This is a genomic window from Saccharopolyspora cebuensis, from assembly GCF_039542665.1.
In the GTDB taxonomy this organism is placed as follows: domain Bacteria; phylum Actinomycetota; class Actinomycetes; order Mycobacteriales; family Pseudonocardiaceae; genus Saccharopolyspora; species Saccharopolyspora cebuensis.
Genome location: NZ_BAABII010000016.1, coordinates 261844 through 282243, shown reverse-complemented (window position 1 = coordinate 282243; position 20400 = coordinate 261844). Strand labels below are relative to the sequence as shown.

Annotated in this window: 18 protein-coding genes; 6 read left to right on the top strand and 12 right to left on the bottom strand. The window is 74.0% G+C overall.

Features of this window, described 5'->3' with window-relative positions:
• The first annotated feature begins 179 nt into the window (after window positions 1–179).
• The gene (locus tag ABD976_RS21465; protein WP_345366000.1) at window positions 180–1586 is read left to right on the top strand and encodes an Nramp family divalent metal transporter; all 1407 of its coding nucleotides are present in this window, start codon (window positions 180–182) and stop codon (window positions 1584–1586) included.
• A gap of 1 nt (window position 1587) precedes the next feature.
• Complete coding sequence (locus ABD976_RS21460; RefSeq protein WP_345365998.1) at window positions 1588–2028, top strand: hypothetical protein; 441 nt, start codon at window positions 1588–1590, stop codon at window positions 2026–2028.
• Between the two features lie 10 nt (window positions 2029–2038).
• Here ABD976_RS21460 and ABD976_RS21455 read toward each other — a convergent pair whose 3' ends face one another.
• Window positions 2039–2206, bottom strand: coding sequence for a hypothetical protein (locus tag ABD976_RS21455; protein ID WP_345365996.1), 168 nt, complete (start codon window positions 2204–2206; stop codon window positions 2039–2041).
• Between the two features lie 96 nt (window positions 2207–2302).
• On the opposite strand from ABD976_RS21455, the gene ABD976_RS21450 reads away from it, so the two are divergent.
• Entirely contained in the window at window positions 2303–3679 is a 1377-nt protein-coding gene (locus ABD976_RS21450; RefSeq protein ID WP_345365994.1) for an MFS transporter, read from the top strand.
• An 88-nt stretch (window positions 3680–3767) separates the two neighbouring features.
• On the opposite strand, the gene ABD976_RS21445 is transcribed toward ABD976_RS21450, so the two are convergent.
• Window positions 3768–4943 (bottom strand): four-carbon acid sugar kinase family protein, encoded by a 1176-nt coding sequence (locus ABD976_RS21445; protein ID WP_345365991.1) that lies wholly within the window; start codon window positions 4941–4943, stop codon window positions 3768–3770.
• A gap of 405 nt (window positions 4944–5348) precedes the next feature.
• On the opposite strand from ABD976_RS21445, the gene ABD976_RS21440 reads away from it, so the two are divergent.
• Entirely contained in the window at window positions 5349–6902 is a 1554-nt protein-coding gene (locus tag ABD976_RS21440) for a BCCT family transporter (RefSeq protein WP_345365989.1), read from the top strand.
• Between the two features lie 7 nt (window positions 6903–6909).
• On the opposite strand, the gene ABD976_RS21435 is transcribed toward ABD976_RS21440, so the two are convergent.
• From ABD976_RS21435 to ABD976_RS21410, 6 genes are read right to left on the bottom strand one after another with little or no spacing between them, the layout of a single operon-like run.
• Window positions 6910–10377, bottom strand: coding sequence for a HAMP domain-containing protein (locus tag ABD976_RS21435; protein WP_345365987.1), 3468 nt, complete (start codon window positions 10375–10377; stop codon window positions 6910–6912).
• 35 nt (window positions 10378–10412) lie between these two features.
• Entirely contained in the window at window positions 10413–11066 is a 654-nt protein-coding gene (locus ABD976_RS21430) for a response regulator (protein ID WP_345365985.1), read from the bottom strand.
• Window positions 11067–11115: 49 nt separating this feature from the next.
• Window positions 11116–11352, bottom strand: a complete 237-nt coding sequence (locus tag ABD976_RS21425; protein WP_345365983.1) for a hypothetical protein — start codon at window positions 11350–11352, stop codon at window positions 11116–11118.
• 46 nt (window positions 11353–11398) lie between these two features.
• Window positions 11399–12163: a sulfite exporter TauE/SafE family protein gene (locus ABD976_RS21420; protein ID WP_345365981.1), complete on the bottom strand. Its 765-nt coding sequence runs from the start codon at window positions 12161–12163 to the stop codon at window positions 11399–11401.
• A 44-nt stretch (window positions 12164–12207) separates the two neighbouring features.
• Complete coding sequence (locus ABD976_RS21415; protein WP_345365979.1) at window positions 12208–13695, bottom strand: CoA-acylating methylmalonate-semialdehyde dehydrogenase; 1488 nt, start codon at window positions 13693–13695, stop codon at window positions 12208–12210.
• Window positions 13692–14996, bottom strand: coding sequence for an aspartate aminotransferase family protein (locus ABD976_RS21410; protein WP_345365977.1), 1305 nt, complete (start codon window positions 14994–14996; stop codon window positions 13692–13694). The genes ABD976_RS21415 and ABD976_RS21410 overlap by 4 nt, the downstream gene beginning before the upstream one ends.
• Window positions 14997–15153: 157 nt before the next feature.
• On the opposite strand from ABD976_RS21410, the gene ABD976_RS21405 reads away from it, so the two are divergent.
• Window positions 15154–16743, top strand: coding sequence for a PucR family transcriptional regulator (locus ABD976_RS21405; protein ID WP_345366845.1), 1590 nt, complete (start codon window positions 15154–15156; stop codon window positions 16741–16743).
• A gap of 49 nt (window positions 16744–16792) precedes the next feature.
• On the top strand, window positions 16793–17008 hold the full coding sequence (locus tag ABD976_RS21400; RefSeq protein ID WP_345365975.1) for a DUF2277 domain-containing protein: 216 nt from the start codon (window positions 16793–16795) through the stop codon (window positions 17006–17008).
• A gap of 24 nt (window positions 17009–17032) precedes the next feature.
• Here ABD976_RS21400 and catC read toward each other — a convergent pair whose 3' ends face one another.
• The 4 genes from catC to ABD976_RS21380 are packed head-to-tail and all read right to left on the bottom strand — an operon-like array spanning window position 17033 to window position 20283.
• Complete coding sequence (gene catC / locus ABD976_RS21395; protein WP_345365973.1) at window positions 17033–17320, bottom strand: muconolactone Delta-isomerase; 288 nt, start codon at window positions 17318–17320, stop codon at window positions 17033–17035.
• A gap of 55 nt (window positions 17321–17375) precedes the next feature.
• Window positions 17376–18233 (bottom strand): catechol 1,2-dioxygenase, encoded by an 858-nt coding sequence (catA, locus tag ABD976_RS21390; protein ID WP_345365971.1) that lies wholly within the window; start codon window positions 18231–18233, stop codon window positions 17376–17378.
• A 39-nt stretch (window positions 18234–18272) separates the two neighbouring features.
• The gene (locus tag ABD976_RS21385; protein ID WP_345365969.1) at window positions 18273–19376 is read right to left on the bottom strand and encodes a mandelate racemase/muconate lactonizing enzyme family protein; all 1104 of its coding nucleotides are present in this window, start codon (window positions 19374–19376) and stop codon (window positions 18273–18275) included.
• The gene (locus ABD976_RS21380) at window positions 19357–20283 is read right to left on the bottom strand and encodes a LysR substrate-binding domain-containing protein (protein WP_345365967.1); all 927 of its coding nucleotides are present in this window, start codon (window positions 20281–20283) and stop codon (window positions 19357–19359) included. Before ABD976_RS21380 ends, ABD976_RS21385 begins: the two co-directional genes overlap by 20 nt.
• Window positions 20284–20400 lie beyond the last annotated feature (117 nt).

The window sequence follows — 20400 nt, the reverse complement described above, 5'->3', positions numbered from 1 at the left end:
GAACGCGCTGGACGGCCCGGCCCCGGGGCGACCCGCGCCCTGCCGCGCTCCGCACCGTCCGGTTCGATCGATCGCGGACTAGGAGGTCCGGAGTGGACGCTGAGAAGGCACCTGGAAACCAAGACGCGGAGCCCGCGTTAGGCGAATCAAGAGTGTGGAAGGCGGGCCGGCTCGAACCGATGCCGATCCGCGAGCTGCCCGAGTCCCCGCCGTCGGTGCACCTGCTCGGTCCCACCGTGTTCCTGGTGGCGCTGGGCGTGGGCATGGGCGAGTCCTACATGTGGCCGCGCCTGGTGCTGGTGTTCGGCCCGGAGATCCGGTGGTTGTTCCTGATCGGCGTCACGCTGCAGGCGTTCGTGATGCTGGAGATGGCGCGCTACGCGATGGCCACCGGCGAGAGCATCTTCTCCGGTGCGGCGCGGATCGCCAAACCGGTGATGTGGTTCTTCTTCGTCACGGCGATCGTGGTCTACATCTGGCCGGGGCACCTGTCGGCGGGCGCGGCGGCGTTCGAGGAGATCACCGGCATCCCGTGGGTGGTCACGGCCTGCCTCGGACTGCTGCTGGTCGGGGTGCTGTTCAGCCTGGCCAAGGTGATCTACAGCCTGCTGGAGAACGTGCTGTCGTTCCTGATCGGGCTGCTGGTGATCGGGGCGACGGTGATCGCCGCGATGGTCGGCAACTTCAACGACCTCGTCAGCACCCTCACCGGGATGTTCCACTTCGGCTACTTCCCGGAGGAGGCGATGTCGGCCACCTGGTTCCCCATCGTGGTCGGCTCGATCGCCTTCGCCGGGCCCTCCGGGATGCAGCAGATGTGGTACACGCTGCACCTGCGGGACAAGGGCGCCGGGATGGGGGCGCACATCCCGCGCATCCGGGGGCTGCGGCACGCCGGTGAGGAAGAGGCGATGCCCAGCCGGGGGTTCATGTTCGACACCGACGACCCCGAGGAGATGCGCAAGTGGAAGGGCTGGCGGCGCTGGGTCACCTTCGACGCACTGCTGCTGTTCTGGGGCGTGACGATGCTGGTGACGGTTTCGTTCACGGTGCTCGCCCAGTCCGCGGCGCGGGAGAACCCCAACGTCCGCACGCTCATCGAGCAGGGCGACCGGGACGCCGCGCTCAACGCGATGGCCAGCGCCTTCGCCTCCGCGGGCAGCCCGGTGCTGGGGTCGGTGTTCCTCGGCTTCCTCGCGCTGATCGGGCTGAACGCGACGCTGGGCCTGTTCGACTCGTTCTCCCGGGGCCAGGCGGACATGACCTACCACTTCGTGCCGGGGGCGCGGCGGCTGAAGATGTCGCACCTCTACGCCGGGTTCCTGTGGGGCGTGATCGGCTTCGGCATCCTGATCCTGCTGTTCGGCCCGGCCGACGGTCCCAGCGCGATCCTGGACATCCTGGCCTTCCTGTCCACGTTCGCGATGGGCGCCTACTGCGTGGTCCTGCTGCTGGTGAACAACCTGATGCTGCCCAAACCGATCCGGCCGAACGTGTTCACCAACCTGGTGATCGGCGCGGGAGCGGTGTTCTACCTGGGCATGCTGTTCTTCAGCCTGTTCCGCTTCGGAGTGGTGGTGAGCTGAGATGGGTCGAGTCGTCGCCCTGTCCCCGGACCGGGTCGCGCCGGGGCTGCTGATCGCGTGCTGCGCGGGGCTGTTCGCCGGCGTGCTGCCCCTGGTCGCCGGGGCTCCGGTGGCGTGGGCGGTGACCACCGGGGTGCTGCTGGCGCTGCCCCTGGCGCTGCTCGGGATCGGCTACGGGGCGCTGCGGGCGCACGGGGTGCTGCGCGGCGGCGCGTTCGCCCCGGTGGCCCTGTTCTGGGTGATCGGGTTCCCGCTGGCCCGGCTGGTCCAGGACGTCGGCACCCGGCTGGTGCTCGACGGCGGCTTCGCGCTGCCGCCGAGCCCGCTGGGGTTCCTGGCCTACCAGGCGATGCTCAGCATCGGGTTCGCCATCGGCTTCGTGTGGGTGCACGAACGGCTCACCGGGGTCGGGCACGCCTGGTCGGCCCGGCGGTCGAGCTGATGCGCGGCGATCAGCGCGGGGTCCGCTGCGCGGGGACGGCGACCGGCCGGTCCCCGCCCGCGGAGCGCCTGCTGGACTCCATCGCGGTCGCCAGACCGAGACCGAGCAGCCGCCCGTCGGCCGCGTAGCCGCGCGGCAGCCGGGCGAAGTGGCGCAGGGCGGAACGCAGTCGTCGCATGGTGTGTTCACCTCCTCGTCGCGTTCTCCTGCATACAGTATGCCGAAAATCGACCGGGTTCGCCGTGTGAGCCCCGACACCTCGGGAGGGTGACCGATGGACCGAGCGAGCAGCGGTTTCCTCCCGCCCGCGCACCGGGTGCTGCGCGACCACCTCGGCAGGCCCTACCGGGTGGGCGAGAGCCCCCGGCAGCTCGCCGGCCGCTCCCGCACCGCGCTGCTGTGGGCCTGCCGGGTTCCGGTGCTGGTGGTCGGCACCGGCCAGTACGCCTTCGGCGCCGCGGTCCCGGCGCTGACCGCGAGCACCGGCCGGACCGCGCCGGAGCTCCTCTGGGCGCTGGCGCTGTGGACGGTGTTCCAGGCCGGGGCCGCCTACCCGGTCGCCCGCCGACGCCCCGGGAAGGCCCCGAGGGCGGTCCTCGTGGCCGGAGCGCTGCTGTCCGGCCTCGGGCTGCTGGCGCTGGCCCGCGCCGAGCACCTCGCGGTGCTGCTGATCGGCTACTCCGCGCTGGGCGGGACCGGCGCCGGGCTGGTCTACGCGGCGTGCACCGCGACCGCGGGCCGGTGGTTCCCGGAGCGCTCCGCCGCCCGGGTCGCCTCGGTCACCGGGGCCTTCGCCTGGGGTTCCGCGCCGTTCGCGGTGGCGCTGGCCCTCGACGGCGCGGCGTCGGTCGCCGCGCTGCCGGTGCTGGCCGGGGTGGTCGCGGCCGTGGTGCTGGGCTGCGGGCTGCTGCTGTCGGACCCGCCGCCGCACTGGTGGCCCGAGCACGTCGATCCCCGGCGGTGGGCGCTGGCCGCGCACCCCGGGCGGTTCCGCGCCCCTCCCGCCGTGCGCCAGTTCTCGGCGGTGGAGGCGCTGCGCACGCCGGTGCTGCCGGTCATGGCCGGTGCGCTGTGCTGCGCGGCGACGGTGTCGCTGTTCAACGCCGCCGTCCTGGCGGTGCTGGCGGTGCGGCTCGGGCACGGCCCCGCGGTCGGTGCCCTCGCCGTCGCCGCCTTCGCCGCCACCGGCGGAGCCGGGCGGGCGCTGGCGATCCCGGTCGCCGACCGGCTCGGCGGTCGCCGCGCGCTGCGCCTGGTGATGGCCGCCCAGGCGTTCGGCCAGGTGCTCCTGCTGCTGGCGTTGCCCGCCGCCGGTCCGGGGCCGCTGCTGGTGGCGGCGCTGGTCGCCGGGATCGGCGGCGGCGCCTTCTACCCGCTGTTCGCCGCGCTGGCCCGGGAGTGCTTCGGGGACCGGCGCAGCGCCGAGGTGCACGGCCTGGTCTACAGCGCCAAGGCGGTCAGCGGCCTGCTCGGCATCGGCCTCGCGGTGGCGGCCGCGGGCGGCTCCTCCGCGGCGCCGGTGGTCGCCGCCGCGCTGTCCGGGTGCGCGGCGCTGCTCGTCTCCGCGCTGCACCGCCCCGGTCTGCCCCGCACGCTGCCCACCGCGTCGGCACCGGAGCGCGCCGCGGGCAGACCCCCGATCCCCACCTGAGCCCCGGCGCCCAGACCACGACGGCGGTGGCGCCGGGCACGTCGACCCCGCAGAGCCGGGCCGCGTCGCCCATGGTGATGGTGGGCAGTCATGCTCTTCCCGGTCGCACCGCGGCGATGGCCCGGTGCAGCGCTTCCGGTGCGCCGAAGCCACCGGCCTTGGTGATGACGAGCTGGTCGCCGGGGTCGGCGCGGGCGAGCACGACGCCCGGTTCGAGTTCGGCGATCAGCCGCAGCGCGGTGGTGCCGCGCCGGGCCAGCACGGCCCGCGCGGTCTCGCCCCCGGTGAGCACCAGCAGCGCCGCGCCGTCGCCCGCTCCGGCGCAGGCCCCGGCCAGCGCGGCGCCGATTCGGGACGCCGCAGCCGGGTCCACCGGTCCGCCGAGGGTGACCACCGCGTCCCCCGCGTCGAGCGCGCGGCGCACCGGCCCCGCGGAACCCGCCGGATCGGCCAGCAGCCGCCGCACCGGCAGGTCGACGTGCCGCGCGCCCCGCGCGGCGAGCACCTCCGCCTGCGCCCGGGAGACGGCGCTGGCGCTGCCGACGACGGTGAGCACCGGGCCGGACACCGCGGGCAGCGCGGCGGCGGTGCGCCCGGGGCGCACCCGGTCGGCCAGCGCCTCGGCGAGCCCGGCGGCACCGGCCCAGTGCGGCGGGCGGGGCAGCGCGACGCCCGCTTCGACCAGGGCCCGCAGGTCCGCGCCGGTGACCGCGTCGGCGATCACCACGTCCCCCGGGGCCAGCAGCGCGGCGAGCCGCGCCCGCAGCCGCTCCGGCTCGCCGCGCACGGTCGGCAGCGCCAGGTGGCGCACCCGCAGCGGTTCCAGGGCGGCGGCCACGGCGGGCGGCGGGGCCGCGGTTTCGGCGCGCCACGCGTCGGTCCGGTGCAGCGCGGTGCCGCCGAGGTGCACCACGCCGCCGAGCACGGTGCGGCCGGTCGCCGGCGAGGCCGGGCAGAGCAGCACCCCGGCGCCCGCTGCGTGCTCGGCCAGGGCGCCGACCTCGGCCGCGAGGTTGCCGCGCAACGTGGAGTCGACCTTCTTGAGCACCAGCCGCCCGGTGCCGTGCGCGCGCAGCGCACCGGCGACCCGGCGGGCCGCCTCGGGCGCGGCCGCGCCCCGGCTGTCGGTGTCCACCACGACGACCTCGGCGGTCCCGGCGGCGCGCAACGACACCAGCGTGCGCAGCTCCCGCACCGCGAACGGCACCCCGGAATCGCCCGCCCCGGAGAGGTCGTCCGCCACGACCAGCACCTCGGTCCCCACCGCCGCACTCCTCACTCTTGCGCACTTCGCGCAAGAATCGCACCGAAACTATCCGCATATGCGCACAACGCGCAACGAGACCGACCGGCGCACCGGCGGCGAGGCGGTCGTCACACCTCGGCCCGTCGCCCGGTCCGCGCTGGTCACCCGGCCGCGACGGACCCGGAACACCGCGCCGGGACGCCACGCGGGTTGGTGGCCCTCCCGCGGTCCGGTACGGTCGATCGGAGCATTCGCGCCCGCGGGTCAGCCCCGGCGCGCACCGTCCCCGGCAGGAAGAGCCCCACTCCCCACCACTCGTGAATCGATCGGGCTCGCACGTCCGCACCCACCTGCCTCTCCGATTCCGCACCGGCCGCCGCGCGTCCGCGTGCTCCGCTCCAGCGCATCCACCGGGAGTTCTCCGTGTCCGACGCACCCGACCGACATACCGCGCCCGCGAAACCGGGCCCCGTCTTCTTCTCCTCGGTGGCGCTGTGCGCCGTGTTCGTGCTGTGGGCGGTGCTGTCCACCGAAAGCCTCAACGCCGTCACCGGCACCGTCCTGGACTGGGTCACCGGCAACTTCGGCTGGGTCTACCTGGTTTCGGCGCTGGGCATCCTCGGCTTCCTCGCCTGGCTCGCCGCGAGCCGCTGCGGCCGCATCCGGCTCGGCGCCGACGACGACCGCCCCGAGTTCCGCACCATCAGCTGGCTGGCCATGATCCTGGCCGCCGTGATGGGTTCCGGCCTGATCACCTACGGCGTCACCGAGCCGATCACGCACTTCGCCGAACCGCCGCACGACCTCGCCGAACCCGGCAGCAAGCACGCCGCGGTGGTCGCGCTCCAGCACTCCTTCTTCGACTGGGGCCTGCACGCCTGGGGGATCTTCGCGGTGTTCGGCATCGCGCTGGGCTACTCGATGCACCGCAAGGGCCGCAAGGGACTGATCAGCCCGATGCTGCGCCCGCTCCTCGGGTCCGCTGTGGACGGACCGGTGGGCAAGGCGGTGGACGTGCTGGCGATCTTCGCGACGCTGTTCGGCACCACGACCTCGCTCGGCCTCGGCGCCATGCAGATCAGCGGCGGGCTCAGCCACGTGCTCGGGCTGCCCGGCGGGGTGGGCACCGAGATCGCGATCATCGCGGTGGTCACGGTGCTGTTCACCATCTCGGCGATCACCGGGCTGCACAAGGGAATCCGCTTCCTCAGCGAATCCAGCACGGCGCTGGCGGCGCTGCTGTTCGGGTTCGTGCTGCTGGTCGGTCCCGGCGGGTTCGTGCTCAACCTGCTGGTGGAATCGCTCGGCCTCTACATCGGCGACTTCGTCCCGATGAGCCTGCGCACCGGGATCTTCGGCCAGCTCGACTGGATGCAGAGCTGGACGTACTTCATGCTCGCCTGGTGGATCTCCTGGGGCGCCTTCGTCGGCGTCTTCCTCGCCCGGATCTCCCGCGGCCGCACCATCCGCGAGTTCGTCCTGGCGGTGCTCGGCGTGCCGAGCGCGGTGTTCTTCCTCTGGTTCGCCACGATGGGCGGTTCGGCGATCTTCCAGGACGCCTTCCAGGGCGGCCAGGTCGCCGAGGCCGCGCAGGCCGACGCCGCGGGCTCGATCTTCGCGATGCTCTCGGCCTACCCGCTGTCCACGCTCACCTCGCTGATCGCGACGGTGCTGGTGCTGATGTTCTTCGTCTCCGGTGCCGATGCGAACACCTACGTGCTGAGCATGCTGTCCTCCGACGGGCACCCGCGTCCGAGCGCGACGGTGCTCGCGGTGTGGGGCGGCCTGACCGGCCTCACCTCCGTGGTGCTGCTGCTCGCCGGCGGCCTGGAGGCGTTGCAGCAGGCGGTGATCATCAGCGCCGCGCCGTTCGTGGTGCTCATGATCGGCCTGGCCTACTCGCTGTGGCGCGAGGTCCGGGAAGACCCCCTGGTCCGCACCGGGCCCCGCACGCGCGAGGACGTCGAACTGGTGTGAGCGGGCCTCACCGGCGCAGCTGCTCGGCCAGCAGGCCGAGCAGCGCGTCGGCGTCCACTGGTTTGGCCACGCAGTCGGTGGCCCCGGCTTCCAGGCTGCGTTCCCGGTCGGCGGGCATGGCCTTGGCCGTCACCGCGATGATCGGCAGCTCGCGGTAGCGCGGCATCTCCCGGATCAACCGGATCGCCGCATCACCGTCGAGCTCCGGCATCATCACGTCCATGAGCACGGCGCGGACGTCCTCGTGCTCGCGCAGCGCACTGATCCCGGCGAAGGCGTCCCCGGCGGTCACCACCTCGAGCCCGTGCTGCTCCAGCAGCATCGCCAGCGCCCGCGCCCCGCGTTCGTCGTCGTCGACCAGCAGCACCCGCTCGCCGTCGAACCGCGGCCGCACCCCGGTCTCCGGCTCAGCTCGCGGTGGGACGTCCACTTCGGCCTCCGCCGGTTCCTCCTCGGGTGGCGCGGTGGGCAGGAACACCGCGAAGGTGCTGCCCCGGCCGGGTTCGCTGCGCACCGCGAGCTCGCCGCCGAGCAGCGCGGTGAGCTCCTGGCTGATCGACAGCCCGAGCCCGGTACCACCGTGCTCCCGCACGGCGGTGGCGTCGACCTGCTGGAAGGCCTCGAACACGCGCGAGAGCTGGTCCTCCGGGATGCCCCGGCCGGTGTCGCGCACCTCGAGGGCCACCCGCTGCGGCGCGCAACGCAGCGCCGCGGCCCCCACCTCGGTCGGCGAGGCGGCCCGGACGCGCAGCTCGACCCGGCCGCGGTCGGTGAACTTCACCGCGTTGGACAGCAGGTTGCGCAGCACCTGCTCCAGCCGGTCCCGGTCGGTCCGCAGGGTCGGCGGGACCGAGGGGTCGACCACCACGTCGAAGCCGAGCCCGGCGTCCTCGGCCACCGGCCGGTACAGCGCGTCGAGGTCCGCGGCCAGCTCGGCGAGCTCCACCTCCGCGGTGAGCAGGTTCATCCGGCCCGCCTCCACCTTGGCCAGGTCCAGCACGTCGTTGATCAGCCGCAGCAGGTCGGTGCCCGCCTGGTGGATGGTGCGCGCCAAGTCCACCTGCTGCGGGGTGAGCGTGTCCTCCCGGTCCTCGGCGAGCAGCTTGGCCATGATCAGCACGCTGTTGAGCGGGGTGCGCAGCTCGTGCGACATGTTGGCCAGGAACTCCGATTTGTAGGCCGAGGCCCGGGAGAGCTCGCGCGCCCGATCCTCCAGGTCCTGCCGGGCCTGTTCGATCTCCAGGTTCTTCAGCTCGATGTCCCGGTTGCGGCTGGCCAGCAGGGTCGCCTTCTCGGCGAGTTCGGTGTTCGAGCGGCGCAGCTCGTCCTGCTGGGTCTGGAGCTGCTCGGAACGCTCCCGCAACTGCTGCGCGAGGTGCTGGAACCCGGCGAGCAGCTCCTCGGTGCGGGAGTTGGAGATGATGGTGTTGACCTCGACGCCGATCGTGCCGGTCACCCGCTCCAGCAGGTCGAGGTGCACCGGCGCGAAGCGGCGCACCGCGGCCAGTTCCAGCACCGCGAGGACCTCGTCCTCGAACCGCACCGGCAGCACCACCAGGTTCACCGCGTCCGCCTCGACGATCCCGGAGCCGATCCGCACGTGCTCCCGCGGCGCGTCGGTGACGAGCACGGTGCGCCCGCTCGACGCGACCTGGCCGACCAGCGACTCGCCGGGCCGCACCCGGGACGTCCCGGCCCCGGGCGGCACGCCGTAGCCCGCGGTCCGCTCCAGCACCGCCCGCCCGTCGGGATCGCTGCGGCGCAGGAAGAAGGCACCGTACTGGGCATCGACCAGCGGGACCAGTTCGTCGAGCACCGACCGGGCCAGCACGTCGAGCTCGTGGCCGCCCTGCACCACCGCCGAGAGCCGGGCCAGGTTGCTCTTGAGCCAGTCCTGCTCCCGGTTGGCCCGGGTGGTCTCCCGCAGGTTGCCGATCATCGCGTTGATGTCGTCCTTGAGCTCGGCGACCTCCCCGGCCGCGGCCACGGTGATCTCCCGGCTCAGGTCGCCCTCGGCGACCGCGGTGGCGACCTCGGCGATGGCGCGGACCTGGGTGGTGAGGTTGCCCGCGAGCCGGTTGACGCTCTCGGTGAGCCGCCGCCACGTCCCGGAGACGTCGGCGACCTCGGCCTGACCGCCGAGCCGACCCTCGGTGCCGACCTCGCGGGCCACCCGCGTCACCTCGTCGGCGAAGGCGGAGAGCCGGTCGACCATCGTGTTGATGGTCGTCTTGAGCTCCAGGATCTCGCCGCGGGCGGCCACGTCGATCCGCTTGGACAGGTCGCCGCCGGCCACCGCCGTGGTCACCTGGGCGATGCCGCGCACCTGGCCGGTCAGGTTGTCGGCCATGGTGTTGACCCCGTCGGTGAGCTCCTGCCACGTCCCGGCCACCCCCGGCACCCGCGCCTGGCCGCCCAGCCGCCCCTCGGTGCCGACCTCCCGCGCCACCCGGATCACCTCGTCGGCGAACGCGGAGAGCCGGTCGACCATGGCGTTGAGCGTGTTCTTGAGCTGGAGCACCTCGCCGCGGGCGGCCACGTCGACCTTGCGGGTGAGGTCCCCGCGCGCGACCGCGGTCGCCACCGCGGCGATGTCGCGGACCTGCGCGGTGAGGTCGTCGGCCAGCAGGTTCACCGCCCCGGTCAGCTCCCGCCAGCGGCCGCGCGCGCCCGGCACCTCGGCGCGCGCCCCGAGCCTGCCCTCCTCGGCGACCTCGCGGGCGACCCGGGAAACCTCCTCGTCGAACACCGCCAGCCGCCGGACCATCGCGTTGATCGTGCCGGCCAGCTCGCCCATCTCCCCGCGGGCCTCGGCGGTGATCTCCCGGGACAGGTCGCCCGCCGCGACCGCACCGGTCACCCCGGCCACGTCGCGCACCTGCGCGGCCAGCGCCGCCGAGGTGCCGTTGACCGCCTCGGCCAGCTCCAACCAGGTGCCCGCCAGCCCGGTGGGGTCGACCCGGCCGCCGAAGCGCCCCTCGACGCCCAGCTCGCGCACCACCCGGACGATCCCCTCGACCGCACGCGCCACCCGGTCCAGCGACCGGTTCGCGTCGGCGGCCGAGCCGCCGGGCAGCGCGACGTCATCGGCGCGGCGGGGCAACCGTGCGGCCAGGTCGCCGCGCGCCAGCGCGCCGAGCACCCGTTGCAGCTCGGCCGGCGGGCCGGGCAGCTCCCGGACCAGCGCGTCCGCCGCCGACGCCGCCCGGGCCCAGCCGCCGGGCGCGCCGTCCACCCGCACCGGGGCGATCGGTCGGCTGCCCTCCGCCGACGCGGCGCTGACCCGCTCCAGCTCGGCGACGAGGCGCTGGTTGCGCTCGGCGAGCTCGTTGAACACCGCGGCGACCTCGGCGGGCAGCCCGCCGCCGGTGAACGCCAGCCGCCGCCGGAAGTTGCCGTCGCGGAGGTCGCGCAACCCCAGCAGCAGGCGGGTCAGCACCACCGGGTCGGTGTCCGGCCGGTCCTGCGGTGCCATCGCGCCTCCCGCTCCCCCGCTGCTCCGTCCCCGCGCTACCGCCGGTCGCGGGAACCCCGGTCCAGGCGCAGCTCGGTGGCCAGCACGGCGGCCTCGCTGCGGTGCCGCATCGACAGCTTCGCCAGCATCTGGGAGACGTAGTTCTTGACGGTCTTCTCCGCCAGGTACATCCGCTTGGCGATCTCCCGGTTGGTCAGCCCCTCGCCGACGAGCTCGAGCACCTGCCGCTCGCGGTCGGTGAGCTCGCGCAGCGGGTCGGCCTGCTCCTGCTCCTTGCGCAGCCACCGCAGCATGGCCTCGGACTTCTGCGGGCTCAGCAGGGACTCGCCGCGTCCGGCGATCCGGATGGCCCGCACGATCTCGTCGCTGACCGCCTCCTTGAGCACGAAACCCGCCGCACCGGCCATGATCGCGTCCATCAGGGCGTCGTGGTCGTCGTAGGAGGTCAGGATGAGGCAGCGCAGGCCCGGGAGCTGGGACTGCAGCTCCCGGCAGAGCTCGACGCCGTTGCCGTCGGGCAACCGCACGTCCAGCACGGCCACGTCGGGCTGGACCTTCGGCACCCAGGCCAGCGCCTCCCCCACCGACGAGGATTCGCCCGCGATCTCGAGGTCGGCCTCCGCCTGCACCAGAGCGGCGATCCCCCGCCGGATGATCTCGTGGTCATCGACGACGAACACACGTGCCATCGCGCTCTCCTCCCTCGTTCCGGGAAGGCACCCTGGACCGGGGCACGCGCTAGTACTCCCGCATCAGCCGGGCGAACTCGCTGTTGGCCGCGGCCCACTCGTGGGTCATCAGCTCGGCGGGCACCTCGGGGCGCGGCTCGGCGTCGACGGTGACGACGAAGCCGGGTTCGGAGACCCGCTTGCGGAGCTGGACCAACCGGCCCCCCGCCGAGCACCCGATCCGTTCCCCGTCGGGGGCGCTGCGGCTCTGCCCCGGCGTCAACGCGGAGGTGTCGAAATCGGCCATCTCCCGGTTGTAGCCCATCGCGGCGCTGATCGCCGGTCAGCGGTGCTCAGCCGTGCAGGGCGAGGTAGGGCGCGAGCGCGACCAGCGTGCCGATCAGGGCGTACTTCAGCCCGCGGGTCGGCAGCGCGCGGGCGAGCTTCCAGCCCAGCAGCACCCCGGCGAGCTCGGGCACGCCGACCAGGGCGGCCAGCGGCCAGTCGATCGCCCCGTGGGCGAGGTAGCCGAGGGTGCCCACCCCGGCGATCACGATGGACTGCACCTGCGCCGCGGCCAGCGCGGACAGCACCGGAACGCCGAGCGCGACCAGCAGCGGCACGGTGAGCATGGGTCCGCCGATGCCGACGACGCCGCTGGCCGCCGACACCGCCAGCCCCAGCGCCGCCACCGCCGGCTCGGGCGGCCGGACCGCCGGGGCGGCGGGCGCGCGGCGATCCCGGTACCACACCAGAGCGGCGACCAGCACCAGGAACACCGCGAGCACCAGGCCGAACGCCCTGGCGGAGACCGCCGAGTTGAGCAGCACGCCCAGCGGGGTGCCGAGCACGGCGGTGCCGGCCAGCACCAGCGCGTCCCGCCGGGTGCGCGGTTCCCGCAGGTGCCCGGAGCGGGTGTAGGCGGCGGTGGCCAGCGCTCCGGTGGCCACGTGGGTGACGATGGCGGTGCCCGCCACCTCGGCCGGGGCCAGCCCGGTCAGCGCGAACAGGCCGATGGTGGGCAGCACCCCGCCCGGGCCCACGGCGGTGATGCCGACGCCCCCGGCGAAACCGATCAGCGCCAGCACCACCAGCACCGGCAGCGACAGGTCGGCCATCAGCGCGCCCCCGGCCGCTGCCCGTTCCCGCTCACCGGCACCGCTCAGCCGTTGCGCGGGAAGCCGAGGTCCACCCCGCCCTGCGAGGGATCGGGCCAGCGGGTGGTCACGACCTTGGTGCGGGTGAAGAAGCGGATGCCGTCCGGGCCGTAGGCGTGCGCATCGCCGAACAGCGAGTCCTTCCAGCCGCCGAAGGACTGGTGCGCCACCGGGACCGGGATCGGCACGTTCACGCCCACCATGCCGACCTCCACCTCCTCGCTGAAGGCCCGCGCCGCGCCGCCGCTGGCGGTGAAGATCGCGGTGCCGTTGCCGTAGGGGTTGGCGTCGAGCACCTCCAGCGCGGCGTCGTAACCGGGCACCCGCAGCACCGACAGCACCGGGCCGAAGATCTCGTCGGTGTAGATCGACATGTCGGTGGTGACGTGGTCGAACAGGGTCGGGCCGAGCCAGAACCCCGCGTCGGCGCCGTCGGCGGCGACGTCGCGGCCGTCGACCACGAGGTCCGCCCCGGCCCGCTGCCCCGCCGCCACGTAGGAGGCGACGCGGTCCCGGTGCGCGGCGGTGACCAGCGGGCCCATGTCGCAGCCGCGCCGCCCGTCGCCGACCCGCAGCCCGGCCATCCGCTCGGCGATCCGGGCGACCAGCTCGTCGCCGACCGGGTCCACCGCGACGACCGCCGAGACCGCCATGCAGCGCTCGCCCGCGGAGCCGAACCCGGCCGACACCGCGGCGTCGGCGGCGAGGTCCAGATCGGCGTCGGGCAGCACCACCATGTGGTTCTTCGCCCCGCCGAGGGCCTGCACCCGCTTGCCCCGCGCGGTGCCCCGCTCGTAGACGTAGCGGGCCACCGGCGTGGACCCGACGAAGGAGATCGCCTTGACCCCGGGGTGGTCCAGCAGGCCGTCGACGGCCACCTTGTCGCCGTGGAGCACGGTGAGCACCCCGTCCGGCAGCCCGGCCTCCTGCCACAGCCGGGCCAGGAACATCGCCGCCGACGGGTCCTTCTCGCTGGGCTTGAGCACCACGGCGTTGCCGCAGGCGATCGCGCCCGGGACGAACCACAGCGGCACCATCGCCGGGAAGTTGAACGGCGAGATCACGCCGACCACGCCGAGCGGCTGCCGGACCGAGTGCACGTCCACGGCCGTCGAGGCGTTCTCGGAGAACCCGCCCTGGAGCAGCGCCGGGATGCCGCAGGCGTACTCGACGTTCTCCAGCCCGCGCTGGACCTCGCCCGCGGCGTCGGCGACCACCTTGCCGTGCTCGGCGGTGATGATCCGGGCCAGCTCGTCGGCGTGCCGGTGCAGCAGCTCGCGGAAGGCGAACAGCACGGCGGAGCGGCGGGCCAGCGAAGTCCGGCGCCAGGTCCGCGCCGCCTCCGACGCCGCGGCCACGGCGGCGTCCACCACCTCCTGATCGGCGAAGGCGACCCGCGTGGTCTCCGCACCGGTGGCGGGGTCGAAGACCGGACCGCTGCGCTCGGGGTCGGTGCCGGTGGTCCGGCCGCCGATCCAGTGCCCGATGGTCATGCGCGCAGCTCCTTCTCAGCGGTGGTCAGGACGTCGGTGAGGACGGCCAGGGCCTCGGCGGCCTCCTCCTCGGTCAGCGTCATCGGCGGGGCGAGCCGCAGCACGTTGCCGTGCAGGCCGCCCTTGCCCACCAGCAGCCCGCGCTGCCTGGCCAGTTCCAGGACGCGCCCGGCGGCCTCCGGGGCCGGTTCGGCGGAGCCGGGGCGGACCAGCTCCACGCCGATCATCAGGCCCTTGCCCCGCACATCGCCGACCAGCGCACTGCCCTCGGCGTGGGTGCGCAGACCGGCGAGCAGCCTCGCGCCGAGCCGGGCGGCGTTGCCCTGCAGGTCGTGGTCGAGCAGGTACTCCAGCGTCGCCGTCGCCGCGGCGGTCGACACCGGGTTGCCGCCGAAGGTGGACAGCGAGTTCGCGGTGAGGCAGTCCATCAGCTCCGCCTCGGCGACGAGGCCGCCGATCGCCATGCCGTTGGCCAGGCCCTTGGCGAAGGTCATCGCCGAGGGCACCACGCCGTGCGCCTGGATGCCCCAGAAGTGCTCCCCGGTGCGCCCCCACCCGGTCTGCACCTCGTCGGAGACGAGCAGGATGCCGTACTCGTCGAGCACCTCGGCGAAGGCGCCGAACAGGCCGTCCGGCGGCGTGGCGAACCCGCCGACGCCCTGGATCGGCTCCACGATCATGCAGGCCACGTCCCCGGCGGTGGTCGTCTCGATCACCTCGCGCAGGTCCTCGACGCAGGCGCGGACGTAGTCGGCGTCGGACAGGTTCCGGAACGGGCTGCGGTAGCGGTAGCCGCCGTGCACGTAGCTGACCTTGACCGGGGACAGCGCGCTGGCCGACCAGCTCCGGTTGCCGGTGATGCCGACCGTGGCGAACGCGCGGCCGTGGTAGGAGTTGCGCAGCGCGAGCACCTGGTTGCTGCGCCGGCGCTGGGTGGCCAGCATCAGCGCGGTCTCGTTGGCCTCGGTGCCGGAGTTGGTGAAGAACACCTTGGGCCGGGACATGCCGGAGAGCTCGGCGATCCGCTCGGCGAGCTCGACCTGCTGCCGGATCAGGTACAGCGTCGAGGTGTGCAGCACCCCGCTGTCGACCCGCGCGCGGATCGCATCGCTGATCTCGGGGATGTCGTAGCCCACCGCGTTGGTCAGGATGCCCGCGAAGAAGTCCAGGTAGGTGTTGCCGTCGGCGTCGGTGACGTGCCTGCCGCGACCGCTGACGATCTCGACGGGTTCCTCGTAGTACAGCGACATCCAGCCCGGCATCACCTCGCGGTGGCGGGCCAGCAGATCGGATCGGCTCATCGGTGGTGCTCTCCCCTCCGCGCATGGCTGCACCCGGCAGTCTCGTCGGCCCGGCCCCGCTCCACCATCGACAACCTGTCCTGTTCTAATGATCGCCGCGTGACGGTGTGTGCGCTGCCGAGGAGGTTCGATGCACCCGACCTCGCCCGACGTCCTGCTGCTGCCCACCGTGGCGGAGGTGCTCGACCTGCCGGAACTGCGCCAGGGCAAGCCCCGCGTGGTGGCCGGGGCGACCGGGCTGGACGGGCGGGTCCGCTGGGCGCACGTCGCCGAACTCGCCGACATCGCCGCCCTGCTCACCGGCGGGGAACTGGTGCTGACCACCGGCATCGCGCTGTCCGACGCGCCGGAGGCGCTGGCCCGCTACGTCGACGAGCTCGCCGCGGTGGGCGCCGCCGGGCTGATCGTCGAACTCGGCCGCCGGTGGCGGGACCGGCTGCCCTCGGCCCTGGTCGACGCCGCGCACCGGCACGACCTGCCGCTGGTGGCGCTCGACGTGGAGACCCGGTTCGTGCGGGTGACCGAGGCCGTGGTGGCCCGGATCCGGGACGCGCAGCTCGCCGAGCTGCGCACCACCCAGGTGATCCACGAGATCTTCACCGACCTGACCACCGCGGGCGCCGAACCCGCCGAGGTGCTGCGCGAGGCGGCCCGGCTCACCGAGCGCCCGCTGGTGCTGGAGACGATGGCCCACCAGGTCCTCGCCTACGACTCCGCGGGCGAGGACCCGGTGTCGCTGCTGTCGGACTGGGCCGAGCGCTCCCGCGCCGCGGTGCAGTCCGGGCGCACCCGCTACCACCCGGAGCAGCACTGGCTGACCACCGTCGTGGGCGCCCGGGGCGACGACTGGGGGCGCCTGGTGCTGGTGAGCCCGACGGCGCCGCCGCACCGGCACGTGGTGGTCGCCGAGCGGGCCGCCTCCGCGCTCGCGGTGAACCGGCTGGCCGCCCGCGACCGGGAGAGCCTGGAACGCCAGACGCACCGCACGCTGCTCACCGAACTGCTCGGCGGGGACGCCGACCCGGCGGACCTGGCCGCCCGCGCGGCGGGGCTCGGGGTGGCGCTGACCGGTCCGCTGGCCGGGGTGGCGGTGCGGCCCCGGACCACCTCCGCCGCCGCACCGGCGCTGGAGAGCCAGCAGGCGCTGCGCGACCTGTCCGAGGCCATCGCCTCGGCGGCGCGCAAGGCGAAGCTGCCCGCCCTGGTCGGGGTCGTCGACGACATCACGGTGCGGGCGCTGGTGGTGCTGCCCGAGACCGGAGCCGACGCCGTCCTCGGCCAGGTCGCCGCGGAGGTGCGGCGGTCGGCTCCCGCGCTGCCGGTGGTGATCGCGGTGGGCAGCGCGGCCCGCTCCCCCGGCGGCGCCCGCCGCACCCTCTCGGAGGCCGCGCAGGTCGCCGCCGCGGCGCTGCACCTGGCCGACGACCGCGACGTCCACCGGCTCGACGACGTCCGGCTGCGCGGGCTGCTGCACCTGCTGCGCGACGACGAGCGGGTCACCGCGTTCGTCGAGCGGGAGCTCGGCGCCCTGCTCGACGACCGGCGGCTGCTCGACGCGCTGCGGCACTTCTGCGACCACGGCGGCAACAAGTCCGCCGCCGCGGCGGCGGCGCACCTGTCCCGCACCGCCTACTACGCCCAGCTCGCCCGCGTGGAGCAGCTCCTGGGGGTGTCGCTCGGCTCGCCGGAGTCGGTGGTGTCGTTGCACGTCGCCCTGCTGGCCCGGGACCTGGCCGACCCGAGCTGATCACGGCGTTCCCGGGCAGCGCCGGTGCGCCGCAGCGCACAATGCGGGTATGTGCCGCAGCATCAAGACCCTCCGCCCGCCCTACGCCGAGCAGGTCACCGACGACGACGTGCGGGCCGCCGCCCTGCAGTACGTCCGCAAGATCTCGGGTTTCCGCGCCCCGGCCCCGCACAACGCCGCCGCCTTCGACCGCGCCGTCGAGGAGGTCGAGCGCGCGACCGCCGCGCTGCTCGACTCCCTCGAAGTGCGGGGCCGCTCCCGCTGAGGTCCCGCCACCCGCGCCGGACGCTCAGGACTCCAGCGCGATGTCCGACGGGTGCGCGGTCAGCGGGGTGATCTCGATGTCCATGTACGGGAACAGCGGCAGGTTCCAGAGGATCTCGTGCAACCGGTCGTGGCCGGACACGTCGAAGATGCTCAGGTTCGAGTACTGCCCCGCGCAGCGCCAGATGCGCACCCACTCCCCGCCGCGCTGGACCTCCTGCGAATAGGCCTTCTCCCGGGCCAGCGCGTCGGACTTCTCCTCGGGGTCCATGCCGACCGGCAGGTTGACGTCCATCTTCACCGCGTAGAGCACGGGCGTGCTCCTCCTCTCCTCGGCGTCGGGTGCGGCGGCGGCTGCCGCCGCGCGGTCACTCGGGGTCGAGCACGAAGTCGTAGGTGACCTCGTTGCCCTCGCCGTCGGCGGCTGGCTTCGGGTCGAGGATCAGCTCCGGCTTCACCGCCTGGGCGACGTCGTCCTCGACGTGCTCGCCGCCCCGGAAGTAGAGCTGCACGGTGAGCAGCTGGTGCCCCGGCGCGGAGACCTTCAGGTGCAGGTGGGCGGGTCGCCAGGCGTGCCAGCCCGCGGCGGCGATCAGCTTGCCGCACGAGCCGTCCTGCGGGATCTGGTACGGGGCCGGCTGCATGGTGCGGATCCTGAAGTGGCCCTGCTCGTCGGCGATGATCGTGCCGCGCAGGTTCCACTCCGGCAGGCCCGGCGCGAACTGCGAGTAGAAGCCCTCGTCGTCGGCGTGCCAGATCTCGACCTTCGCCCCGGCCAGCGGTGCGCCGCCGACCGCGGTGACCTGGCCCTGGAACAGCAGCGGGGTGCCGTGCTCGTCGGGCCGCATCGGCAACGTCGCCTCGGCGGGCAGCTCCGGGGAGTCCGGCACGTAGTACGGGCCCTCGATGGTGCCCTTGGAACCCTGGCGGTCCTCGTGGGCGACCTCCTCGACGACGTGCTCGATCCACACGTCGAGGAACAGCGGCCACTCGCCGTCCTGGCCGACCGAGATCAGCCACGACTTGAGGGCGTCGTACTCGTCGTAGGTCACCTCGTGCTCGCGGATCACCCGGTGCACCGCGGTGATGACCTCGGTGGCCAGGGTGTGCACCCGCTCCTGGCTGGTGCTCGCGGCGGCACCGGACCGGCGCTCGCGGAACCGCTCGGTCGCCGAGGCGCCCGACGCGGCGGCGGTGGCGGTCTGCTCGGGGTCGTGCTGGGTCATCGTCGTACTTCCTGTTCTCCGGCGGCGGTTACGGCGCGCTCAGGTGTCCTGCCGGTAGCGCGCCAGCTTGTCGGGGTCGAGCTCGATCCCGAGTCCGGGGACCTGCCGCACGGCCACGGTCCCGCCGGTGATCCGGACGGGTTCGGCCAGCAGGTCATCGCTCATGTCGAGGAAGTTCGACAGCTCACCGGCGCGCCGGGCGGTGTGCCGGTGCGCGGCGCCGAACGCGGCGCTGCACACCGTGCCGATCTGGCCGTCGATCTGGTTGCCCAGCACGACCTCGACTCCGAGCCCCTCGCACTGGTGCAGCACCCGTTGCGAGGTGCTGAAGCCGGTGCGGGCGGTCTTGATGCTGATGGCGTTGGCCGCCCCGGAGAGCAGTTCGCGGGTGACCTCGCCGGGGCGGGTGGCGCTCTCGTCGGCGACGAACGGGATCGGGCTGCGCTCCACGAGCCACCGCCTGCCGAGGACGTCGTCGGCCGGGCAGAGCTCCTCGGCCAGGGTCAGGCCGAGGTCGTCCATCTCGCGCAGCGCGCGGGCCGATTCGGAGGCGGTCCAGCCCCGGTTGCCGTCGACGTAGAGCTCGACCTCCTCGCCCAGCCCCTCGCGCAGCGCCCGGCACGCCCGCACGTCCAGGGTGTGCGGCCGGCGGCCGACCTTGACCTTGAACGTGGTGATGCCGTGCTCCTCGCGCACCCGCTGCGCCTCGGCGACCATCTGCTCCGGCGGGGCGAACCCGACCATGTGCGCCACCCGCATCCGGTCGGTCCAGCCGCCGAGCAGCTCGGTCACCGACCGGCCGGCCGCCTGGCCGATGATGTCCCAGAGCGCCATGTCCAGCGCCGCCTTGGCCGCCGGGTTGCCGATGGTGCGGTCCAGCCGCTCGTGGACCACCTCGCGGCGCAGCGGGGAGAGCCCGACGACCGCGGGGGCGAAGATCGATTCCAGCACCGCCACGATGGACCGCTGGGTCTCGCCGTAGGTGTAGGGGCGCGGTGGCGCCTCGGCCACCCCGACCAGGCCCTCGTCGGTGTGCACCCGCACCAGCACGTGATCGGCGGTGCGCGCCTCACCGCTGGCGAACTTCAGCGGCTTGCGGTACGGGATCGCGAACGGGATGGCGTCAACCTGCGTGATCTTCACGGGTGTCCTCGATGTCGGGGGCGGTGAACACGTCGTGTTCCGAGAGCGCCGCCAGCACGGAGCGCAGCAGCGGCGAGGTGTCGTCCGCGCGCCAGGCCAAGGCGAGTTCGACGGCTTCGGCGTCGGGCACCGGGACGAACACCACGCCGTCCAGCGGCAGCGCGCGCACCGAGGCGGGCGCCAGCGCGACGCCGAGCCCGGCGGCGACCAGTGCGACCTGGATGGCGGCCTCGCTCGCCTCGTGCCCGATCTGCGGGTAGAAGCCCGCCGCCAGGCAGCTCCGCAGCACCGCGTCGTTGACCACCGACCGGGAGGCCGCCGCGTACACGATGAACTGCTCGTGGCGCAGCTCGGCCATGCCGACCTCGGGTTCCCCGGCGAGCCGGTGGTTCTTCGGCAGCACCAGGACCAGCGGCTCCCGCTCGACGGTGCGGTGCACCACGGCTTCGTCGCGGGTGGGCGGTCGCAGCACGCCCAGGTCGACCTCGCTGCGCAGCAGCGCCCGCTCCTGGGCCGCGGTGAGCATGTCGGGGTGGATCTCCAGCGCCACCTCGGGCAGCGCGCGCCGCAGGACCTGGGCGATGCGGGGCAGCTGCCGGTACGAGGCCAACCCGGTCAGGCCGAGGCGCAGCACGCCGTGCGAGCCGTCGGCGAGCCGCTTGACCCGCCGGGTGGCGTCGTCGACGGAGCCCAGGATGCGCAGCGCGTCGTCGAAGAAGACCGCGCCCGCCGGGGTGAGCTGCACCTGGCGGGTGGTGCGGGTGAGCAGCGGGGTCCCGAGCTCGGCCTCGAGCTGCCGGATCGCTTGGGACAGCGGCGGTTGCGCCATGTTCAGGCGCTGCGCCGCCCGGCCGAAGTGGCGGGTCTCGGCCACGGCCGCGAAGTAGCGCAGGTGGCGCAGTTCCATCCCGGCCTCCTCCCCGTCGAGCTGTGTCCCCGACCACGCGGCGACTCCCGGAAATCCGAGAGTAGGTCAGCAATTCAGCTCCGACAAATACTCATCGGGGATGGATTGAGACGCGGC